This is a genomic window from Peptidiphaga gingivicola, assembly GCF_001652275.1.
GTDB classification, from domain to species: domain Bacteria; phylum Actinomycetota; class Actinomycetes; order Actinomycetales; family Actinomycetaceae; genus Peptidiphaga; species Peptidiphaga gingivicola.
The window spans coordinates 421,756-443,202 of record NZ_LVZK01000001.1; the positions used below are offsets into that span (position 1 = coordinate 421,756).

General features: G+C 63.6%; 18 protein-coding genes. 15 read left to right on the top strand and 3 right to left on the bottom strand.

Going from position 1 to position 21,447, the window contains the following annotated elements:
- Positions 1–643: 643 nt before the first annotated feature.
- Together A4H34_RS10815 and A4H34_RS01740 are read right to left on the bottom strand one after the other, a co-directional pair.
- A complete protein-coding gene (locus A4H34_RS10815) occupies positions 644–1,135 on the bottom strand; it encodes a hypothetical protein (RefSeq protein ID WP_156510208.1) in 492 nt (163 codons plus the stop codon).
- 258 nt (positions 1,136–1,393) lie between these two features.
- Positions 1,394–2,836: an alpha/beta fold hydrolase gene (locus A4H34_RS01740; RefSeq protein WP_064230869.1), complete on the bottom strand. Its 1,443-nt coding sequence runs from the start codon at positions 2,834–2,836 to the stop codon at positions 1,394–1,396.
- A 512-nt stretch (positions 2,837–3,348) separates the two neighbouring features.
- Between A4H34_RS01740 and A4H34_RS01745 the strand changes: the two genes are divergently transcribed.
- The 14 genes from A4H34_RS01745 (at position 3,349) to thiD (ending at position 18,020) form a co-directional block, all read left to right on the top strand.
- Positions 3,349–4,785, top strand: a complete 1,437-nt coding sequence (locus A4H34_RS01745) for an NAD-dependent malic enzyme (protein WP_197480391.1) — start codon at positions 3,349–3,351, stop codon at positions 4,783–4,785.
- A 221-nt stretch (positions 4,786–5,006) separates the two neighbouring features.
- A complete protein-coding gene (gene fepB, locus A4H34_RS01755) occupies positions 5,007–6,017 on the top strand; it encodes a Fe2+-enterobactin ABC transporter substrate-binding protein (protein ID WP_082902988.1) in 1,011 nt (336 codons plus the stop codon).
- Positions 6,010–7,149, top strand: coding sequence for a FecCD family ABC transporter permease (locus tag A4H34_RS01760; RefSeq protein WP_156510209.1), 1,140 nt, complete (start codon positions 6,010–6,012; stop codon positions 7,147–7,149). The genes fepB and A4H34_RS01760 overlap by 8 nt, the downstream gene beginning before the upstream one ends.
- A 38-nt stretch (positions 7,150–7,187) precedes the next feature.
- Positions 7,188–8,309: a FecCD family ABC transporter permease gene (locus A4H34_RS01765; RefSeq protein WP_231870913.1), complete on the top strand. Its 1,122-nt coding sequence runs from the start codon at positions 7,188–7,190 to the stop codon at positions 8,307–8,309.
- An 86-nt stretch (positions 8,310–8,395) separates the two neighbouring features.
- Positions 8,396–9,217 (top strand): ABC transporter ATP-binding protein, encoded by an 822-nt coding sequence (locus A4H34_RS01770; RefSeq protein ID WP_064230872.1) that lies wholly within the window; start codon positions 8,396–8,398, stop codon positions 9,215–9,217.
- 202 nt (positions 9,218–9,419) lie between these two features.
- Positions 9,420–10,430, top strand: a complete 1,011-nt coding sequence (locus A4H34_RS01775; RefSeq protein WP_156510210.1) for a siderophore-interacting protein — start codon at positions 9,420–9,422, stop codon at positions 10,428–10,430.
- A gap of 210 nt (positions 10,431–10,640) precedes the next feature.
- Complete coding sequence (locus tag A4H34_RS01780; protein ID WP_064230874.1) at positions 10,641–12,272, top strand: alpha/beta hydrolase; 1,632 nt, start codon at positions 10,641–10,643, stop codon at positions 12,270–12,272.
- Positions 12,273–12,303: 31 nt separating this feature from the next.
- On the top strand, positions 12,304–13,128 hold the full coding sequence (locus tag A4H34_RS01785; protein ID WP_231870914.1) for an LppA family lipoprotein: 825 nt from the start codon (positions 12,304–12,306) through the stop codon (positions 13,126–13,128).
- A gap of 81 nt (positions 13,129–13,209) precedes the next feature.
- Entirely contained in the window at positions 13,210–13,530 is a 321-nt protein-coding gene (locus tag A4H34_RS01790; RefSeq protein ID WP_064230876.1) for a hypothetical protein, read from the top strand.
- Between the two features lie 229 nt (positions 13,531–13,759).
- Positions 13,760–14,605, top strand: a complete 846-nt coding sequence (locus A4H34_RS01795; RefSeq protein ID WP_064230877.1) for an aldo/keto reductase — start codon at positions 13,760–13,762, stop codon at positions 14,603–14,605.
- Positions 14,606–14,731: 126 nt separating this feature from the next.
- Positions 14,732–15,094, top strand: a complete 363-nt coding sequence (locus A4H34_RS01800) for a hypothetical protein (protein WP_009198144.1) — start codon at positions 14,732–14,734, stop codon at positions 15,092–15,094.
- 129 nt (positions 15,095–15,223) lie between these two features.
- Complete coding sequence (locus A4H34_RS01805; RefSeq protein ID WP_064230878.1) at positions 15,224–16,564, top strand: C2 family cysteine protease; 1,341 nt, start codon at positions 15,224–15,226, stop codon at positions 16,562–16,564.
- A complete protein-coding gene (locus tag A4H34_RS11160; protein WP_197480392.1) occupies positions 16,561–17,100 on the top strand; it encodes a hypothetical protein in 540 nt (179 codons plus the stop codon). Before A4H34_RS01805 ends, A4H34_RS11160 begins: the two co-directional genes overlap by 4 nt.
- A gap of 125 nt (positions 17,101–17,225) precedes the next feature.
- Complete coding sequence (gene thiD, locus A4H34_RS01815) at positions 17,226–18,020, top strand: bifunctional hydroxymethylpyrimidine kinase/phosphomethylpyrimidine kinase (RefSeq protein WP_009198141.1); 795 nt, start codon at positions 17,226–17,228, stop codon at positions 18,018–18,020.
- A 181-nt stretch (positions 18,021–18,201) separates the two neighbouring features.
- Here the strand turns inward: thiD and dnaB are convergent, their stop codons facing one another.
- Positions 18,202–19,560, bottom strand: coding sequence for a replicative DNA helicase (gene dnaB, locus A4H34_RS01820; RefSeq protein ID WP_064230879.1), 1,359 nt, complete (start codon positions 19,558–19,560; stop codon positions 18,202–18,204).
- 436 nt (positions 19,561–19,996) lie between these two features.
- On the opposite strand from dnaB, the gene A4H34_RS01825 reads away from it, so the two are divergent.
- Positions 19,997–21,346 carry an MATE family efflux transporter gene (locus A4H34_RS01825; RefSeq protein WP_009198139.1) on the top strand — a complete coding sequence of 450 codons (1,350 nt, stop codon included), beginning with the start codon at positions 19,997–19,999 and terminating at the stop codon, positions 21,344–21,346.
- Positions 21,347–21,447 lie beyond the last annotated feature (101 nt).

The window sequence follows — 21,447 nt, forward strand, 5'->3', positions numbered from 1 at the left end:
TCGTCAGTTACAAAAGGCAACCTACAAAACAGACACAAGCTTTCCAACGTCTGGCGATCCTTACATTCTTCGGCTCACGTCACATTCCCTGCCTCGAGTACGTCTATGGTCCGATCGACGCGCTGGGAATAATTCCTTCCACCCAGGGACGGTCAAAAGAGCTACTGCGGATGCTCGCAAGCACTTTCCATCGCGGGCTCCCTCAACTCGACATTCAGTACGTCGGATCCGGTACCGGGAAGAGAAGACAACCTGCAATCGGAGACTTTCAAGTGCGGTCGGACATCCAGGGGCAGAGAATTCTTCTTTTCGACGACTCATGGGTCACCGGTGCCGCAGTCTTCTCTGCCGCAAGTGACCTTCATGCCGCAGGGGCTGCATACGTGGTCGCCGTCGTCTTAGGGAGAGTCCTAGACCCCGCGTGGGGACCAAACCAGATCTATTTTAAGGAATGGCAGAAATTGGGCATCTCGCACACTTTCGACCCAAACGTTTGTCCGGTGACGAAGCGTCCGATATGCCCAGTTGGACGGCTTTAACGAGCTGGTTGGCTTTAAATGACCACGCAGCACTTGCGAAGTCAGAGTTCCAATCCGGCCAAGGGTGAGAATCTTGGAGTTTTGACACGCAATAGATCTGCATCTTAAGACGCCGGAATTTCACCTGTCCATGAATCAGGTGTCCCATCCGGCCATACCCATGTGACGGTCAAGCTCCGATCAGCGCTGGCTGCGCTGCGGGTGTATATAAAAGACTTCTGAGAAGATCCATCAATCGGTGTTGGGAATTCCGATGCCGTGAGATCGTCCTTCTGTTTCATGCTGATGTCCACACTATCCATCCGCTCTCCCGACAAGTTCTTAAGGGCGTACCTAGATCCGCTTTGATACTCGATACGCCAAGGCGGCTCCTTTTTCGTTTTCCTCTCCTCATCTCGCTGCGCAAGCTCGGCGATCTTCTCAGTCGCATCGGCTGAACGCGTCGCCGCCAATGACGCATTTTCGGCAGCTTCTAAAGCTCGATTTTCAGACTCCTTTGCCTCTTTTCGCGCCTTTCGAGCTTCCCACGCTTGCCAAGCACTAGCGGCAGCAGCGACTAACGCTATTACTGTTCCAATCCATGTTCCTATGCTCATAGGTTATGATTGTAGTCGCTTTGAAAACATATTGCAATAAAGAAATGTTAAAACACAGAAGATAGCATTATTATATATAATAACCATTTTTGGAATTAATGATGTGCAACAATAGCTATTTGCCAGTTTTACACGTAAAGATAGTTTTCTTGCCGAAAAATAGTGCGCAGGTGTCTTTCTTGGCAGGCTCCGCAGCCGCGCAGGCAATCCCCGCAGAATCGCCGCCGTCGCCGAACTGGCTGGCGGACTCTGAGCCCCTTACCCCCGCACCGCCTCGATGAGCTTGAGGATCATCTGCGGGCCGCCCGAGTGGAGGCCGTCGTGGTGGAACGTGTCGGAAACCAGCGTGCGGAAGCCGGCAAGGCGCGCCGTCTCCATCGAGATCGAGTAGGGCACGAACATGTCCCGTTTGTATACCCAGGCAGCCGCGGGAACCCTTCTCGCAGCGGTTGCGTCGCGTCCCACGGCGGCCTCGTGCGCCGCAGAGCCCCCGCGCCCGGCTCGAACCCCGCGCTCCGCGGCGGCCCCGTTCGCCGCGAGAGCCTCGGTGTCGTAGAGTCGACGCAGCGAGGGGTCGGCGGCCAGGGCGTCGGCCGCGTCGGCGATGGGCGCGAGCGCCGGATCCTCGCGCATCTGCCAGGGATACATGTGCTCGCCGGTGAAGCGGAAGCCGCGGCCCTCGGCCTCTAGCTCCGATTCGGCTGCGGCCCCGGCGGCGACGTCGGGCAGGCGAAATTGCGGGAACTCGCCGCGGATGCGGTCGGCGCTCCAAGCCGTGGCGCCGGTGGAGGCCTGGGCGTAGATCGCCTCGTGCATCACGCCGTACAGCGGCGCGGGCGCGAGCGAGACCTGCGCCCCTATCCGATCGAGAAACTGTGGGCGCAGCCGGCGCGCTCCCCGCACGGTCCAAAACGGGTCCTCGAGCAGGAAATGCAGCTGCTCCAGCCCGTAGGAGCGGCCGAGGCAGATGCCAATCTGGCGGAATCGGCCGGGCGTGAGCCGCTCGCCGGTCGGCAGGCGCTCCTCGACGTCGGCCAGGTGCTTGGCCACGCTCCACGCGACCGACTCGTCGCCGGGATAGCGGGCGAAAAACTCGCGGTTGCGCACGTCGGTTTGGGCGTAGGTCAGCCGGTAGACGTCGTCGGCGCACCCTTCGACCGATGGAAGCCCGGCGGTGATGAAAGCTTCGGACAGGCCTTGCGGCGCTTGGGAAAGGCAGGCGGTGACGACGAAGCCTCCGAAGCTCTGGCCGAGCACCGACCAAGGGTCGCCCCCGAAGGCGAGGCGGAGGTCCTCGGCGTCGGCGGCTATGGAATCCTGGCGGAAACAGGAAATGAAGGCGGCTTGCACGGGGGTCGGCCCGACGGCGGAAACGGCCTGCGCCTCGATGGGATGCGAGCGGCCGGTGCCTCGCTCGTCGAGAAGGACCACGCGGTAGTGGTTGAGCGCGGTGTCGAGCCACGAACCGATCGGCGCCATTCTGGGGCCGCCGAATCCCGGCCCTCCCTGAAAATAGACGAGCCGCGGCAGTTTCTCGTTGCCGTGCCTCACGTATTCGCGTGCGAAAAGCTCGATCTTCTCCGGGATTGCCGCCGCTTCGTCCGCGGCAAAACGGGACAAGGCCCCGAAGCGATCGAGCGGAACCGAAAGCGAGTGCTCGATCATTGTGTGCCCCGGCAGGCTGAACATCGCGTCGTACATGGCCCGAGTCTAATCCGCTCGCCTGTGAACATCGCGTCATTTCGTCTGAAAACGGACGGCTTAAACGGCAATCGTTTTCGGGCGAAGAGGGCCGAACGTGTCGATGTGACAACACTGGAACACCAGGATCGTTGAAAAGCTGAGCATGCCGCACGGCAAAGGTTTGCGCACCGGCGATCATCGAAGACGACGCAGGCAGCCACCGGGCGATATCGGCAACCGACGGGCGACACCGGCAACCGACGGGGCGAACATGGACCGCAGCCGGAAAGGCTGGGAGCGTGATCGCGACGCCGACGACCACCGGGGCGACGCCGACGACCACCGAAGCTAGACAGGCAACCGCCAAGGCAACACCGGCAACCACCGGGGCGAAGAGCCTCGCGGTGCGGTTTGCCGCACAAGGCATTATCATAGAGGCGTTTGTTTTCCGACGTCGCAGTGCGGGTTGTCCCAAGGAAGCGCGGGGGTGCCAAAGAGCGGTGCAGGCGTCCTGAATGAAGGCGGTTCCTATGGCAATGCCGAGTCCCAGCTACACCGTTACCCTTCGCGTGAGCGTTCCCGCCCACCCGCGGGCGACGCAACACCTCGTCGAGGCGGTCGCGGACGCCGGAGGCCTCGTGACCGGAATCGACACGGTCGAGTCGCTGGAGAAGCATCTGATCGTCTCGGTCACCTGCGACTGCGTCAACACCGCCCACGTCCAGGAGGTTCGGGGCAACATCGAGATGATGGTCGGAACCGTCGTCGAAGAGGTCTCCGACGCCACAATGCAGGCGCACATCGACGGCAAGATCTCGGTGGAGCTGAAGAATCCCCTTCGCACCCGGCAGGACCTCGCCCGCGTCTATACGCCCGGCGTCGCGCGCGTGTGCAAGGCGATCCACAAGAACACCGCCGAGGCGCGGCGCCTGACTGTCAAGGGCAACGCCGTCGCGGTGGTCACCGACGGAACCGCCGTCCTCGGCCTCGGCGACATCGGCCCCGAGGCGGCCCTGCCCGTCATGGAGGGCAAGGCGGCCCTGTTCAAGCGATTCGGCGACGTCGACGCATGGCCCGTGTGCCTCGACACCAAGGACACCGAGGAGATCATCTCCATCGTCAAGGCCATCGCCCCGGTCTACGGCGGGATCAACCTGGAAGACATCTCGGCGCCCCGGTGTTTCGAAATCGAGGAGCGCCTGCGCGAAGAGCTCGACATCCCGGTGTTCCACGACGATCAGCACGGAACCGCAATCGTCACCCTCTCGGCGCTCATCAACGCCCTCAAGCTCGTCGGCAAGCGCATCGAAGACGCACGGATCGTCGTCTCCGGCGTGGGCGCCGCCGGCTCGGCGATCATCCGCCTCCTCATGCTCCACGGGGCGACCGACGTCATCGGCTGCGGCCGCAACGGAGCCCTCGGCCCCTTCCGCGAAGAGACCAACCCCCACCGCAATTGGCTGGCGCAGAACACCAACCCCCGCGGCTTCCAAGGATCGCTCAAGGAGGCGCTCGCCGGCGCGGACGTGCTCATCGGCGTCTCTTCCGGCAACATTCTCACCGGGGACGACATCGCCACGATGGCCGACGACGCGATCGTCTTCGCCATGGCCAACCCGACGCCGGAAGTCGACCCCATCGCCGCGGGCCGCCACGCCGCCATCGTCGCCACCGGCCGCTCCGACTTTCCCAATCAGATCAACAACGTCCTCGTCTTCCCCGGCCTCTTCCGGGGAATGCTCGACGCCGGCGCATCGAAGATCGACGACGAGATGCTGCGCCAGGCCGCCATCGCCGTGGCAGACGTCGTCAGCGACGAGGAACGCAACGCCAACTACATCATCCCCGGCGTGTTCGACCCGCGCGTCGTCGACAAGGTCGCCGACGCCGTGATCCGGTACGTCACGGGCAAGGAGCCGCGCCACAAGAAGAAGTCCAAGCGGGACAAGGCGAGCAACGCCAAGTAGCGGCCTGCCTTCGGCCCCGGCGGGGCCGTTGCGGCGAATTCGCCGAGGCCCGTCTCGCCGCCCGGGCGCCAGGCGCGGCCGACGCCGAGCGTTTCCACACAGTGGGTGCTTCAGCACATGGGCCACGCACCCCTTTCCCTCGTGAGTAAGGTACTGCTACCCTGACTTTACCTATCTTTCATCGCGCCGGAAACGGCACTCGGCATCACAGGGAGAGAAGTATGACATCTCGCCTCTCGCGCGTTCTTGCAGCGCTTCTTCTCACGCTGACGACGTTCTTGTCAGCGTGCTCCTCGGACTCGAAAGACGCGACGTCGTCGGACGGGGCATCGAACTCCTCGGGAGCGGAATCGGGGACCTGGCCTCGGAAAATCAAGCACGAAAAAGGAGAGCTGACGCTCAAAAGCAAACCGAAGAGAATCGTGTCGACGTCGGTGACCCTCACGGGGACCCTTCTGGCGATCGACGCTCCGGTCAAGGCCTCGGCCGCCACGACCCCGTCGAACATAACCGACGACAAAGGCTTCTTCTCCCAGTGGTCCTCCATCGCCAAGAAAAAAGGCGTCGACGTCCTCTACCCCAATCTCAAATTCGACAAGGAGGCGCTCATTGCGGCCAATCCCGACCTCGTGGTCATCGCGAGCTCGGGAGCGGACAGCGCCATCGACCATTACAAGGAGATAGCCGCCCAGTACCCGACGATCGTCGTCGACTATTCGAAGCAAACGTGGCAAGAGCTGTCGAAGCAACTCGGGGAGGCCACCGGCCAGGAGGCCAACGCCAAGAAAGCGACCGCGGACTTCGACAAGTACGTCGCCGACGCCGCCAAAAAGATCAAGGCGCCCGAGGGCAACGCCGCTGTCGTTTCCTACAACGGGCCGGGCAAGGAGCAGGGCGTGGCCAAGAAGAGCGGGCCGCAAAGCAGGCTTTTGGAAAAGCTCGGCTTCAGGATCGTCGAGGCGCCCGCCGACCTCGAAGCGAGGAAGGACAAGCGCGGCGACTTTTCCTTTGTCACTCATGAGAACCTGACGAAAGCCGTCAATCCCCAGACCGTCTTCCTTTTGACGGGAGACCAGAAGACCGAGTCCTCCTTCCTGGCCGACCCGGTGGTCGCCAACATGCCGGCGGTCAAATCAAAGCAGGTCTACGGGCTCGGCCCCACGTCGTTCAGGATCGACTATTACTCCGGCAAGCAAATGATCGACGCCGTCGTCAAGCGACTCGGTGGCTGACGGGCGCGCTGTGGCCGAGGCCTTCGGGGCCGGCGGAGAAGGCAAATCCGCCGTCGGCCCCGAAGGCGGGCCGAACCCGCCGGGCGCACGCGAATCCGACGGCCTCCGCGTAGGCAGGCCCCGAGGCGTTCGAGCCTTCGGCCTGCTGCCTTGGGCGGCGCTGTCGACCGGCCTGCTCGTCGCGCTTGCGGCCGCGAGCATCGCGACAGGCTCGCGGCTCGTGCCGCTGCACGAGGTCTGGGACGCGCTTTTCGACTTCGATCCGAAGAACGACGCCCACTTGGTGGTGCGCGAACTGAGGCTTCCGCGCACATTCACGGCAATCATGGCCGGCGCATGCCTGGGCCTGGCCGGGGCGCTCGCGCAATCGCTGACGCGCAACCCTCTGGCCGAGCCGGGAACGCTCGGCATCAGCCAGGGCGCGGCCTCCGGGGTGATCGTCGGCCTGTTCTTCACGAGCGCTTCGCACGTGGCCGTCTACGTCTGGTTCGCTTTCATCGGCGCCGCGCTGACCGGGGCCCTGGTTCACAGGCTGGGGCGCGCCGAGACGGCCGGAACCAACCCGACGCGCCTCATCCTCGCGGGCGCCGCCCTGTCGATCGTGCTGTGGGCGCTCAACACGATTCTGCTCCTGGCCCAGCCTGCCTGGGTGCAGCAGATCTACAGGAATTGGGCGCTCGGATCGCTGGCGGGACGCGGCTGGGACAACCTCCCCGTCCTCATCGCCTGCCTGGCCGCGGGGGCGGCAGCTTCCTTCGCGCTGGCGCCCTCGCTCAATGCGGCGACGCTGGGCGCGGACATGTCGAAGGCGCTGGGCGTCAAGCCCCGCACCACGTCGGCTTTGACGAACCTCGCGATCATCGTGCTCGCGGGAGGCGCGACGGCAGCTGCGGGCCCCGTCGTCTTCGTCGGGATGGCCTGCCCGCATGCGGCGCGGGCGCTGGCGGGAACGGACCACCGGCGCCTTCTCCCTTTCTCGGCGCTTCTCGGCGCAACGGCGACGCTGGCCTCGGACACGCTGGGGCGGATCGTCGTCTATCCAGGGGAAGTCGGGGTGGGTGCGATGACGAGCATCATCGGAGCGCCCTTCTTCGTCTGGCTCGTTCGGCGCGGCAAGGTGTTGGGCCTGTGAGCGGGAAAGGGGCGGACGTGAACGGAGAAGGGGCGGATGTGAGCGGAAAAGGAACGGACCTGATCGGGAAGGAGGCGGACGTGAGCGGGAAAGTCAGGCACGCGCCTATTCCGCGCGGAGGAAGGAAAGCCCGGGGCAAAATCAGGATCGCGGCGGGCCCCGTTCGCCTGGAGGCGACGAGGAGTGCCCTCGTCGTCGGCGCGGCGGCCGCGGCGCTTCTCGCGGCCGTCGGCCTCGTGCACATCGGCACGGGCAGCACGCCCATCGGGGTCGAGGAAATCGTCAAGGCCCTTCTCGGACACTCCGGCGACGAACAGACTGTGCGCATCGTCGAGACCGTCCGCCTCCCCAGATTCGTCGCCGCCTTGGCAGTAGGAGCCGCACTCGGGGCGGCCGGCGCGGTTTTCCAATCGGTCTCTCGCAACCCTTTGGGCTCACCCGACGTCATCGGCTTCACCACGGGGGCCGCAACGGGAGGCATCGTCAGCGTGGCGGTGCTCGCAGGCGAAGCCCGAGAAACGGCGTTTGCGGCGACTTGCGGCGGAATGGCGACCGCGACGGCCGTTTACCTGCTCGCGCGGCGCGCCGGGCACAGCACCGGATACCAACTGGTTCTCGTGGGCATCGGCGTCAGTTCTTTCTTGACGGCCGTCAACTCGCTCCTGCTCGCCTACGGCGACGCCGAGCAAACCGCCCTCGCGTCGATGTGGCTGTCCGGCTCGCTCAACGCACGCACATGGGAGCAGGCGCTTGTCGTAGCCGTCGCCGTCGTCCTCCTTGTGCCTGCGCTGTGCGGAATGTCGCGGCGCCTCGACATATTGGAGATGGGCGACGACCAGGCGACGCAGGCGGGGATCCGGCCCGAGCGCCTGAGGGTCGCCGCAATGCTCGCCGCGGTTGCCCTGACGTCGACCGCGGTGGCGGCCACCGGCCCCATCGCCTTCGTCGCTCTGGCCGCGCCGCAGGCCGTGGCAAGGCTGACCCGCAGCGGGCGCCTCCACATTTTCACGTCGGCGCTCATGGGCTCAACGATGCTCACGGCCGCCGACGTCGCCTCGATGCGCGTGCCCGTGGGCGTCGACGTGCCCGTCGGCCTGGCGACCGCGCTGATCGGCGGCGTGTATTTGCTGTGGCTCATCGCCCGGTCGCCGACGGTGTAGGCGGCAAAGGCAAGGACTGATCCAATCAGACCGACTCGACCAGACTGAGCCGAAGGCTTTCGCGGCTCTCGATCCGAAAGAGGAGAATGGACGGCGTCAAAAGAACGAAAGGCGGCGCGGGCAACCCGCTCGTCGGCCGCGGCCTGCACCTGGCCTACGGGAACACGACGGTCAGCAAAGAGCTCGACGTCGAAGTGCCCGCCCAGTCCTTTACGGCCGTCATCGGGCCGAATGCGTGCGGAAAATCGACCCTTTTGCGCGCTCTGTCGCGCCTCCTCGAACCGCGCGAGGGCACGGTGCTGCTCGACGGAAGGGAGATCGCCTCCTACCCGGCGAAGAAGGTCGCGCGCAGGCTCGGCCTCCTTCCTCAAAGCTCAAACGCGCCCCACGGCATCACGGTGCGCGACCTCGTCGCCCGCGGGCGGTTTCCCCACCAGTCGTTCTTCAGGCAGTGGTCGGCGAAGGACGACGCCGCCGTCGACGCCGCATTGGCCGCGACTCGGACGCTCGAGCTGGCCGACCGCGCGGTCGACAGCCTTTCCGGAGGCCAACGCCAACGCGCCTGGATCGCGCTCGTGCTGGCGCAGGAGACCCCTCTTCTCCTTCTCGACGAACCGACCACGTACCTGGACATCGCCCACCAGCTCGAGGTGCTCGACCTTTGCCGCAGCCTTCACGAATCCGGCGATTTTACGCTGGTTACGGTGCTCCACGACCTCAATCTCGCATTCCGCTACGCCACCCATCTCATCGTCATGAAGGAAGGGCGCATCGCAGCCACCGGCGCACCGGCTGAAATCGTCACGGCGGAGCTCATCGACGAAATCTACGGAATCTCCTGCATGTGCATTCCCGACCCTCACACGGGGCTCCCGCTCGTCGTGCCGCTTGACGCCCGGCAAACCTGACCGCCGGCCGGCGGTCAGGCGCGCGAGCCCGGCTACGCAAACCGTCCGCAGCGCAAACCATTCGCCGCCCGATCCCTCCGCCGCGCAGACCATCCACCGTACAGACCATCGGCCGCGCAGCCCATCCTCCACGCACCATCCACCGCGCAGCCTATCGGCCGCGCAGACCAAACAAAGCAGACAATTCAAAGAAAGGTCAGAAGTGCCTGACGCAAAACGAAATGCCGACCATAACGACAACGACGCGCATGCTGGCAGCGACCCCCACAAACCGCGCGAAGGCCGCGAGCGCCACGAGAAGCATGAACGCCACGAGAGGCATGAACACCATGAGCACTCCATAGACACGGAGGGGCTGCCCGCCGCCATCGTCGTGGAAAAGGTCAGCGACGTCACCCGCTCGATGCGGAGAATACGTTTCGCGGGCCCGGCCGTGGCGGGCTATCTCAGCCGCCCCAGGGTCCCGAACGTCAAGTTGTTTTTCCCCGACGGGCCCGTGCTCGACCTCCCGAAGTTCGGCGAACGCGGGCGGTACGCCTATGCGCCGGGCCAGCGCGAAAGGGTCAGAACGTACACGGTCCGCGCCTACAGCGTGGAGGAATCCTGGATGGACGTGGACTTCGTGCGGCACGGCGCGGGCTTGGCCTCCTCCTGGGCAGAGTCCGCCCGTCCGGGAGACGTCGTCGGCGCCGTCGGCGGGGGCGGCAGGCTCCCTCGGGCCTGCGACTGGATTCTCCTCATGGCCGACGACACGGGAGTTCCAGCACTTGCCGCGATCCTGGAGACTCTGCCCGAGGAGCAGCGGGGCGTTGCGCTCATCGAGGTCGACGCCGAGGCCGACGAGCAGCCGCTCGCGTGCCCGCCCGGCGTGGCCGTGCGGTGGCTGCACCGGCAAGGTGCGGATCCGGCGGCGTCGCCCCTGCTGACGGAGGCCGGGAAGGCTCTCGAGCTCCCGCCGGACCTCAACGGCGTTTTCGCCTGGGTTTCGGCCGAGTCCCACGTGGTCCGCGACATGCGCAAAGACCTGCGCGATCGGGGAGTGCCGCGGCAAAACCAGCTCATCATAGGGTATTGGCACGCGGGCAGGGCGGAATCGGAGTATTCGGCGGAGTCGAACCATGATCGGGTGACCGACGAGTCGATGATCGCCATACCGGAAGCCTCGGCGCTGACCGCCGACTCCCTCGGCCGCGCAATGCGCGGCGCAGACTGAAAGCACGGCGCGGATTGGATCGATAGAAACGCAAATCGCAGTCCACGAAGACGCCGTTCAATCCCGCTCGCTCCCAGCAAATCGCCTGTTCAATAAAAGCTCGCGGCAGACAATGAACGGAAATGCAATGGGCATTATTTCCCATGCTCACACGTAAGAAGCATGATAGAGTCTATGGCATTCCGGTTACGCACCAGAAAGGATTGGGCGATGGTCACGTTTCAGGACGTTTTGACATGGAAGAGCGGCGGTTTGCGGGCCTTTCGCTCGGTGCTTGCAAAAGACGCCCGCGATCTCGAGCAGGTCCATGACGAGTCACAGCGTTTGTTCACCGACAAGTTCCTCGGCGCATGCGCAGAAGCGGAAGCCAGAACGCGCCGGGCCCTGGTCGACGACGTCGGCGACGTATACAAACAACTCGAGAGGGCCGCTCACGATTTCCTGGCAGCGGCCGAAGCGGTCGACGAAGTGGCCGGGAAGGCCAAGGACCTCAAACGGCGCGCAGATGCTGATGGCTGCAACATCAGCGACGAAGGAAGGGTCTTCATTCCCGACGACCGAGTTCCAGAAGAGAAAGTCAACGAGACGCTTGAGGGGGAACTGATCATGCGCGAGGCCGACGCGATCCTCAACGCGTTGGGCTTGGCGTACAAGGTCGTCGAAGACCTATTGGAGAGGGCAAAGGAGGCGAGCAAGGCGATTCTTTCGCACGGCGTGGCCAAGCCAGATCCGTCGTGGAATGTCGAGGAGGTCAACGACTGGTGGACCTCCCTCTCGCCCGAGGAGCAGCAGCAAATCGAGGTCATGCACCCCGATTGGGTCGGCAACCTCGGCGGCGTGCCCTTCGCCGTGCGCGACCGAGCCAACCGCCGCCGCATCGACCCCATGCTCTCCGAACTGAATGCTCGTATAGCGAAGGCACAGAGCAATCTAGCCTACATGGAGGAACACGGCAGTTCTTCGATCGAGGGAACCAGCTGGGACGAAGAGAAACAAAAACTTAGGATCCTCAAAGAGAAGCACCGCGACTTGCTGTCAGTCAAACGTAAGTTCGGCGGAGCGCCGGATGGGACGCATTCTTTGGTCAGCCTGGACGCATTCAAGGGCGACCACCTGTGGGCGGCTGTCGGCTCGGGCGACATCGACAATGCCGACCACGTCGCGGTCCACACACCGGGAATGACGGCCACCGTCGAATCCCACCTCATGGGCAAGGGCAAAGGGTGGGGATCGGGCGTCTCCGGCGTCGACAACGTTCTTGCGCAAGGGGAAGACATACTAGATCGAAAAGGACGGAACGAGCAGGTCGCCGGCATCACCGTCCTCAATTACGACGCTCCGCGCTGGGGCGAGATCGGGACGCCGAATCACTCGGTTGCCGGCAACCATCAGGTCGAGGTCGGCGGAAAGTCGGGGGCGGACATGCTTTACGCGGTCCAGGCCACCCATTCGGGCGACCCCCATCTGGTCGCCTCGGGCCATTCCTACGGGTCGTCGGCGACCGGCTGGGCGCTGCAGCACTCGACGGTCGCAGACGACGCCATGTTCTCCGGCTCTCCGGGGGTGACGACGATGAACAACAGGGACCTCAACATGCTTCCCGACCACACGGGCCTCGGCGAAGCCGCATGGGACGGAGTCGCCGATCTAGGCAGATTCGGCGGCGATCCGTCTTACAGCAAAGAATTCACCCACTGGAGCTGCGACGACTGGACTGCTCCGGACGGCACAGAATACAAGTACTCGGAAGGCCATTCCGAGTACATGAACAAGGGATACACATCCACCTACAACCAGGCAAGCATCCTCATCGGTGACGGCGTGGCCGTCAAAGACGATTGAGGCGCCGACGGGCATAACCGAGGAAGCGCCAATGTCAAAGAAACCACGCAAGATTTCATCCCTTCTGACAATTTTAGGAGTCATCATGACAGCATGCGGGGCAACGCCCGAACCAGGCCACGGCGAGGGCGAAGAGACCGTTTCGCCCACCCGGGCCATCCCCCTCGTCGATGCACGACGCAACGCAATCCAACTCGAGCTCAGGATCCAGAACCTTCTCACGCGAGAATACGGAGTCGGCGTTTGGCAACCTATCGACAAGCGTCCCCAGGTTAGAACTTCATCCACGGTCACGTGCCTTGATGACCAAGTCACCGAAACATGGCGTTTTGCAACCGCCGGCCCAATTAAAGATTCCCAGTGGAGGCAGGCCGTCGAGCGCGTCTACAAGATCCTCAAACCCCTCGGATACGACAAGCCCGGGGTCAGGCAAATCCGCAACTCCCGCAGTAACGACCACGTCGCCGTCTTCAACCACCCCGGCACCGGCGGGCGCGTGGAGATCGGATACGACAAGGCCACCCTCGTCTCGGTCAACACCGGCTGCGCCAAAGGCGAGACCTGGGAAGGCTGGCCCGACGGCACAGAGGTCCTCCCCGAGCACCTGCGCACAACAGGCCGCGCCCCCATCCACCTCGAACACGAAGTGTGGCCGGCAGGGACGCCCAGCGACAGTTCCACAACGCCACTGTCACCCACAAGCAGCGGCCAAACAGCACCGTTCGGCGAACACGCCACGTCATCGGGCAATCTCTCGCCAACCGACAACAATGATACAGAGAAGAGCGCGGCAACCGGCGGTTCTGACTCAATCCATAATCGCCTGGCCTCCTCGCGCTTCCCTTACATTCCCTAAGCGGCTTTTCCCAACTATCCAATCAACGCACGCATCAGCATTTATCAAAACATGCATATTTCCCACAAAGGAGCACTGACTATGAAGGAAACCGCCATCAATCCGACGGCCGTCAAACAGGCAGGAGCGAAGGTGACCGACATGTCCGCGCGCATCCGCGCCATGTCGGGCGAAGCCCAAGCGCGAGCATCCAACGATCAGCTTACGGGGACCAACCTGGGCGCAGCCGCCGAACGTGCCGCCAATGCCCTGGCCAAGACGCGCACGATTCTCACCAATCGCTTCGACCAGCATGCCCAGGCGCTGACCGAAGCGGCAAAAGCGCTCGAGGAGCAGGACGCCAACGCGGCTCAACACTTCCGCAAAGCGAAAGTCGGCCGCTACGGCCCCACCATCAAATAGGAGACTGAAAAGGCGGCCAACAGCGCCCGGCCTAGCCCGTCGTTCGACGAACCGCAAGAACGCGGAACCGGCGGGCATTCGCCGAACGGCCAGGCTTTGCACGAAGGCGTCCTGCCCGGCCCTGAAACCCCTGGGACATTCGCCGAACGGCCGGGCTCCGCCAAAGAAGCCAGGCTCGGCCGAACCGCCGCCACTTCCGTCGAGGCCGAAAAGCCAAGAGAATAGAGACATGAGCATTCGAAACATCACCCTCAACAGCGGCCACACGATCCCCCAACTCGGCTTCGGCACATATAAGATCACGGGGGAGGACACGCAAAGGACGGTCGAGCACGCCCTCTCGATCGGCTACCGGCACATCGACACTGCGCAGATGTACGGAAACGAGGCGGAGGTCGGGGCGGCGATAGCGGCGTCGCCCGTCCCCCGCGAGGAATTGTTCGTCACAACGAAACTCGACAACGGCAACCACGCCCCGGATCGCGCGCGCGAATCTTTCGCGGAATCCCTGACGAAGCTCGGCCTCGACTACGTCGACCTGTTCCTCATCCACTGGCCGCTGCCCAACCTCTACGGGACCGGGTATCTCGCCGCGTGGAAGACCATGGAGGAGTTCGTCGAGGACGGCCGCGCGCGCTCGATCGGCGTCTCGAACTTTGAGCGCGACCATCTGCAGCTGCTCATCGACGAGTCGGGCACGGTTCCCGCGGTCAACCAGATCGAGCTGCATCCGCTGTTCCAAAACCGCGAGGTGGCGCAGTTCTGCCGCGACAACGGAATCGCCGTCGAAGCGTGGGCGCCCCTCGTGCGCGGCGCGATAGCGGACAACCCGGTCGTCGCGAACATCGCCTCCGCACGCGGCTGCACGCCCGCTCAGGCGATTCTCGCCTGGCATTTCGCCAAGGGGCACATCGTTTTCCCCAAGTCCGTCACGCCTGCCCGGATAGCCGAGAACTTCGCTTCCGCCGACGTCGCCCTAACCCCCGGCGACATCGAAGCGATCGACTCGCTTGACCGCGGCGAGGCCGGGCGCACCGGGTACCACCCCGAGACGATGGAGAGAGCCGCACGGTAATCTGCTAACAATAATCTGCTGACGGCGATAATCTATAGCCAAGGCATCGGTCGCCGCAAAGCGCGGTGTCGCGGGCATGTTCGCCTTGCGCACACCACATACACGCTTCTTAACGAAGGAATATCAATGTCCATTGTTTCTGCCGACCCCTCAGAGCTGGAAACGTTAAGGTCCCGCCTCATTGCGGACTCGAATAGTCTGTCCAAGATCGGCCTTCCCGACAGCCCGGACGCATCCTCGACAGGATCGGACGATCTGGCCTCGGCATGCGAAGATTTTCTGAGTAACGCGAAAAAACGAATCGCAGGGAGTCGTTCCTGGTGTGAAAAGACAGCCGAAGGCATCGACTTCACATCGCAACATATCGGCGAGACCGACGCCGACGCCGCCCACGATTTCTGCGATAAGTTCGGACCGGTAATGGGCCCTGTACTGCAATTAACCTTCAATTGGAGCTACGTATTCAACTGGGACCCCGACAAGTTTTAAGGATTCCATGGATATGAAATCAACTAGGTTGCACTCCGGCGGCAGGCCGTGCTTTGCGATTGACTGAGCTAATTCACGTTTCCCGTCCAATCCCGCCCAATACGACACACACGGTTCAAAGGAGGAAACATGCCCATCCCCTACTTTTCCCTTTTCATCGGCGAACTCCCGGGAAAGCCAGACCGTCTGTTTGCCACGGCGGCGAGACTTCGATCCAATGCCGGCGAAGCGGCAGACATACATTCTGACGTCCGCCGCTCCGACGGGTTCGCGCCCAATTGGAAAGGAAAATCTGCCGCCGCGTTCAACGTGTCCAAGAACGTGCAATCCGAAGATCTCGCCGTCCTGAGCGGCGGCCTGTCCGACGGCGCAGAGTCCCTCGAAGCTTTTGCCTGGATTTTAAGCGAACGGAAGAAAGCGGTCGCCGAACAGCGGGCCATCCTGAAGGACTACGACAGGCAGGTCAACGAGGCGCCTGACGCAGACAAAAAGAAGGTCTATGACGATTTGAAAGATTCCGCCAGCAGGATTCGCGCCGAATATCACAACACATTCAAGCAGACGGAGGAGGACGCGACCGTATGCGCGGCGGAAATGCGAAAGCACCTGCACATCGAACCGCTCAATCGAAACAACGGCACGTCGATTGGACGACGCACCGACCTGTCGGACGACGACATCAAAAGGATCAACGGGCAACTGGAAAACCCCGACCCGAACCTCGTCAATCAGGGAAGCATCGGAGACTGCTATTATCTCGCCTCCTTGGCCGCGATTATGCAGACAGACAAGGGCGACGAGTGGCTGCGCTCCTGCGTGAAGCCTCATTACGACGAAGCCGGCAGGCAAGACGGCTACCTTGTGACCGTCTACGACGATCCTCTTCACCCCGATTCGTCTGCTTCGCAAACAGTCCTGGTCACCGACGTCTACCAGAATGGAGTAAAGGGAAAAGACGGCGAGCCCAGCCTCGCTTCCATATTCGAGTCCGCGTACGGCCAGATCCACCCGGGCGGAACCGCCGGTTCCACTCCAAACGGACAGGGAATAGGCAGCGGACGGTCGACGGACGCCATGAAGGACATCACCGGAGAGGAAGCTAAGAGGATAGACCGGAACGAGGGTTTCATAGGCCTGTTTTCAGGTTACAGCGAGGAGCAACGCACGGAAATCGGAAACGCCGCGAAAGATCACCCGGTGGTGGCCGATACAAACGCTTCGCTTCCCGGTTTCGATAAGGACGGCAACGGGAAGGCAACCGTAACAATCAACGGCCAGCCGCAGACCATTAGCATAGTCTCCAACCATTCTTACACTGTGGTATCCTCCGACAGCAATGGCGTCACCATGCGCAATCCCTGGGGATTGAACCAGACCGACGGAGAAGATGCTCCCGCTGAGTTCACGATGTCTTGGGAGGATTTCGAAAAGTACTACGGCGACGTCGCAATTGGAAACTACCCATCATGATCTCTCAACGACTGAAAGCGATTGCCGTCATTTGCTTGGCGGCGACAAGCTGCGCGCTCAATCCGGAGACAACTGGCCCCTCGACAAACCTCAAGAGCTCGTCGGCAGCTCCGACGCAACTCCCGACTCCTACACAACCTTCGACATCAACACAATCGTCGACTTCGTTACAACCGTCGACTTCCACGCAACCCTCGACAGGAGGCACCACAATGGCCTGCAACGGTTACATCATCAGCATTCAGGAATCAGCCCTTTTCCGGCCCGGCAAAAAGATGTCGCCGTCGTTTTCTGTGAACGGAGTGAGAGTCGATGACGACGGCGAAAAAGTCGCCACGATCAACGGCACCAATTTGCCGGCCAGCAAGCTGAGAGTCGGGGAATCTGTCACACAAAAGGACGCAGGGCGATTCACCCTCACGGGCATCACACCGGCCTCGGGCGAAGCCAAGTTTGGAGGCGGCGGCATCGCGCACTTCTGCTACGAGCCCGCCCCGGGTTTCGAACTCAGCCCGGGTGTGGCCGACGGAAACTAGGGAAGGCGACAGGCGAACCGTGAGAAGCGCCAACGACAGCGCCCCGCCTAACGTACTAGTATCGTACCGACGTCGCGGCAGATTGCCGCACACCCGCTTTCGCGGGCCGCTAACTAAGGAGCATTATGGTCACGTACGCCTATGTCATTGCCGGGTCCGAAGCGACCGGCGGCGCCGGAATCCAGGTCGATCTCAAAACTTTCCACCAGCTGGGCGTCTATGGCATGGGAACCCTGACGTGCATCGTCTCCGTCGATCCGAAGAACGACTTCAACCATCGTTTCGTCCCGATCGCCCCCGAGCTCATACACGACCAGATCGAGGCCGCCCTCGGCATTCGGGACATCGACACGGTGAAGATCGGCATGCTCGGAACGCCGGAGACGATCGACGTCGTCGAGGAAGGGCTCAAAAGCCAGGAGTGGAAGAACGTGGTCCTCGACCCTGTGCTCATCTGCAAGGGCGGGGAGCTCGGCGCGTCCACCGACGAGGCCCTGAAAGCCAAGATCCTCCCGCTCGCCACGGTGGCCACGCCGAACTATTTCGAGGCGTGCACGCTGGCGGGGATGGAAAAGCTCGAGACGATTGAGGACATGACTGAGGCCGCACGCAGGATCAGCGCCCTCGGCCCGAAGCACGTGGTCGTCAAGGGCGGCGTGGACTTCCCCGGGCCAGACGCCGTCGACCTGCTCTGGGACGGCGAGAGGGCAACCGTGTTCGCCGAGCCGAAGATCGGCGAGTACAAGGTCTCCGGCGCGGGCTGCACGCTGGCGGCGGCCGTCACCGCCGAGCTCGCCAAGGGCGCCGCGATCGAGGACGCCGTCCGCGTCGCCAAGGACATGGTGACAGCGGCCATCAAGGGCCGGGTTCCCGCTCGCACGACCTACGACTGGGCGTGGCAGGGGGCCTACCGAGGCTGATTGACGCGCTGCTTCGGCGACGCGGCTGAATCCGTGCCGCCGCCCGCCCCGGCGGCCCCGGCTGGACGGACCCGTCGGGCGGCTATGTTCGACGGGGCGCGAGGAGTCGACCAAGCGCGAGGAGTCGACCGATTGCGGCGCTCCGCCGCGGCCCGGCGACGCCGACGTCGTCCTTCCGCCGTCAGTCGGCGATCTCCGCGAAACGCGAGAAATGCCCCTGGAACGCCAGTTCCACGATCCCCGTCGGGCCCGAGCGCTGCTTGCCGATGATGATGTCGGCCATGCCCTGCTTTTCCGTGTTCTCGTTGAACATGTCCTCGCGGTGGATGAGAAGCACGACGTCGGCGTCCTGCTCCAACGAACCCGACTCGCGAAGGTCCGCAACCTGCGGGCGCTTGTCGTTGCGCTTTTCCGAATCTCGATTGAGCTGGGCGACGGCGACGATCGGTATCTCAAGCTCCTTGGCCAAAAGCTTGATCGAACGGGAGAACTCGGAAACCTCCTGCTGGCGAGACTCCACCGACTTTCCGCCCGACGTCAGCAGCTGCAAATAGTCGATGACGATGAGCTGGATGTCGAACTGCTGCTTCATCCGGCGCGACTTGGCGCGAATCTCCCCCATTGTCATGTTCGGCGAATCGTCTACGATGAGGGGGGCCTGCGAGATCTTGTCGAGGGTTCGGGCGATCTCCTGCCAGTCTCGGCTCTCCAGCTCGCCCTTGATCATCCGGTCGAGGAACACGCGGGATTCGGCCGCGAGCAGCCGCATCGAGAGCTCAGTCCGGTTCATCTCCAACGAAAAGTAGGCGGCGGCCTTGTTGTTGTGGACGGCGCACGAGCGGCAGATGTCCATAGCCAAGGTCGATTTGCCGCCGCCCGGGCGCGCCGCGATGATGATCATCTGGCCCGCGCGCAGCCCGTTGAGCTTCGCGTCGAGCTCAGCAAAGCCCGTGGGCACGCCGTCCAGCCCGCCGTCGCGGTTCGCGTTGCGCTCCAGCTCCTCGTACAGGTCGGGAACCACCTGTTCGAGGGTGACGTAATTCGTCGAATTGCGTTGCTCCGAAACCGCGAAAACCTCGGACTGCGCCAGATTGACAAGGCCCTCGACGTCTGCGCCGTCCGTCGTGTATCCGAGTTGGACGATTCGCGTCCCCACCTCCACAAGGGAGCGCAGCTGCGCCTGCTCGCGCACGATGCCCGCGTAGTATGCCGCGTTGGCGGCCGTCGGGACCGTCGCCACGAGCGTATGAAGATAGGGAAGGCCTCCGATGCGCTCCAGTTCGCCCTTCCTCTTCAGCTCGGCGCCGACGGTCACGGCGTCGGCGGGGTCGCCGCGTCCGAACAGCTCGACGACGACGTCGTACACGGAAGCGTGCGCCGGCCTGTAAAAGTCCGTGGCGCGGAGAATCTCGATGACGTCGGCGATGGCGTCCTTCGACAGCATCATGCCCCCCAAAACGGACATCTCCGCATCGATGTTCTGCGGCGGGACCCGCTCGAAAGACGAACCGCCCTGAGCCCCTTCGCTCACAATGCTCACATTGGCCTCGCTTATCGGTGATCTACACGGTGGACAGCCAGCGACGACGCGGGAATTAGCCGGTGATGGAATTGAGCTCGACAGCTCATGCCCGCCCTCGCTTTCGGCCATCCAAGGGTATCGCCCAGACGTCCATCCACAAACTCGTATCACCCCCAGTTGTGGATAACTTGTGGAGACACGCCGCCGACTCTGTGGGCGGCGTGTGGACTCCGTGTGGATACCGCACGTCGAAAATCCACAGACTGCGGTGTTTCTGTCCACATCTGTGGACAACGTGGGTGAGAAGCCCTCGATTCCGTCCCCAAGTCTGTCCACAGGAGTGGATAGCGGCGACGACCGTCGGCGAGATATCCACGATGGTGAGACACGCCCTTACCTCAAGCTGCACTTGAAGTTACTGGCCTGCCTACCTCCGTGGGGTTAGTCTAGCCGGGTGACCTCACCCGACCGTGGACGGATCCTCGACCGCCAAATTCGTGCATACGCACTGCCTTCGCTCGCCACGCTGCTGGCCGAGCCTCTGCTGCTCGCCTCGGACACCGCGATGGTCGGGCACCTCGGCACGCTCCCGCTTGCGGGGCTGTCGCTTTCCTCGACGATCATGTCGACGATCGTGGGCCTGTGCATATTCCTCGCGTACGCGACGACGTCGGCCGCCGGAAAGCTCGTGGGAGCGGGCAGGCGCGGCGAGGCGGCACGGCAGGGAATCGAGGGAATGTGGCTCGCCCTGGGCATCGGCTTGGGGTTGGCCCTCGTCCTCCTCGCCTTCGGAGAGCCGATCTTGAGGCTCTTCGGCCCGGACGCAGCGACCCTCGCGCAAGCCGAACGCTATCTTCGCGCATCCTCGCCCGGCCTTCCGGGAATGCTCCTCGTTCTCGCCGCGACGGGCACGCTTCGCGGTTTCGGAGACACGAAGCGGCCGATGTACGCCGCGACGGCCGGCGCTTTGGCGAACATCCCCGTCAACTACGCCCTCATCTATCCGCTCGGCTGGGGCGTCGCCGGCGCCGGCGCGGGAACAGCGATCGTCCAGACCGGAATGGGCCTGTGGATGGCCTGGCAGATATCGAGAATCGCCCGCAAAGAGGGTGCGTCGCTCATGCCCACCCGCGGCGGGATCGTTTCGGCGCTGGGCCAGGCAGGCCCGCTCATCGTCCGGACCCTGTGCCTGCGCGCGGTCATGCTGGCCGAGATCGCCGTGGCCACAGATCTGGGAGCCGAGTCTCTCGCGGCAAATCAGATCACGATGACGGTCTGGCACTTCGCCGCCTACGGGCTCGACTCTCTGGCGACCGCCGCGCAGATCCTCATCGCCACCGCCATGGGGGCGCCCGAAGGCCGCGCGGACGCCGTGCGCGAAGTCCTCAATCGCTGCCTGCGCTTCGGCGTCGTCACTGGGGCGGTTCTCGGCGCTGCGCTCGCCGCGGCGAGCTTTGCACTTCCATCGGCGATGGGCGCGGAAGCCGGAGTCGGCCGTTTGGCGACGCTCTCGCTCATCGTCGCCGCATGCTGCCTGCCCGTCGCCTCCGTCGCCTACATCCTCGACGGCGTCCTCATCGGCGCCCTCGACACACGGAGGCTCGCCTGGTTCATGCTTGCCTCGCTTGCGATCTTCGCCCCGGTCGCGTGGGCCCTCGGGCGGGCGCACGCCGCGTGGCCCGGAGTGCCGACGTCGCTCCTGTTCGCCGCCCTGTGGACGGCCTACGCGGGCCTTTTCATGGCGACCCGCGCGGTCACAATGCTGATCCGGGCGCGCAGCGGCAGGCCTTTCGAAAGGCCTTGACCGACCGGCCCGACGGCGGCCGCATGCGCGCCCACGACCCCCGCAGCCGGACCAAGGGCCGCGGCCGGCCTCGGCCCTCCACGTCCTGAGCGACGGCACGC

Excerpts from the sequence above, each read along its gene's own strand:
- A4H34_RS10815 (WP_156510208.1), bottom strand. The coding sequence starts at position 1,135 with ATGAGCATAGGAACATGGATTGGAACAGTAATAGCGTTAGTCGCTGCT.
- A4H34_RS01740 (WP_064230869.1), bottom strand. The coding sequence starts at position 2,836 with ATGTACGACGCGATGTTCAGCCTGCCGGGGCACACAATGATCGAGCAC.
- A4H34_RS01745 (WP_197480391.1), top strand. The coding sequence starts at position 3,349 with ATGGCAATGCCGAGTCCCAGCTACACCGTTACCCTTCGCGTGAGCGTT.
- fepB (WP_082902988.1), top strand. The coding sequence starts at position 5,007 with ATGACATCTCGCCTCTCGCGCGTTCTTGCAGCGCTTCTTCTCACGCTG.
- A4H34_RS01770 (WP_064230872.1), top strand. The coding sequence starts at position 8,396 with ATGGACGGCGTCAAAAGAACGAAAGGCGGCGCGGGCAACCCGCTCGTC.
- A4H34_RS01780 (WP_064230874.1), top strand. The coding sequence starts at position 10,641 with ATGGTCACGTTTCAGGACGTTTTGACATGGAAGAGCGGCGGTTTGCGG.
- A4H34_RS01785 (WP_231870914.1), top strand. The coding sequence starts at position 12,304 with ATGTCAAAGAAACCACGCAAGATTTCATCCCTTCTGACAATTTTAGGA.
- A4H34_RS01790 (WP_064230876.1), top strand. The coding sequence starts at position 13,210 with ATGAAGGAAACCGCCATCAATCCGACGGCCGTCAAACAGGCAGGAGCG.
- A4H34_RS01795 (WP_064230877.1), top strand. The coding sequence starts at position 13,760 with ATGAGCATTCGAAACATCACCCTCAACAGCGGCCACACGATCCCCCAA.
- A4H34_RS01800 (WP_009198144.1), top strand. The coding sequence starts at position 14,732 with ATGTCCATTGTTTCTGCCGACCCCTCAGAGCTGGAAACGTTAAGGTCC.
- A4H34_RS01805 (WP_064230878.1), top strand. The coding sequence starts at position 15,224 with ATGCCCATCCCCTACTTTTCCCTTTTCATCGGCGAACTCCCGGGAAAG.
- A4H34_RS11160 (WP_197480392.1), top strand. The coding sequence starts at position 16,561 with ATGATCTCTCAACGACTGAAAGCGATTGCCGTCATTTGCTTGGCGGCG.
- thiD (WP_009198141.1), top strand. The coding sequence starts at position 17,226 with ATGGTCACGTACGCCTATGTCATTGCCGGGTCCGAAGCGACCGGCGGC.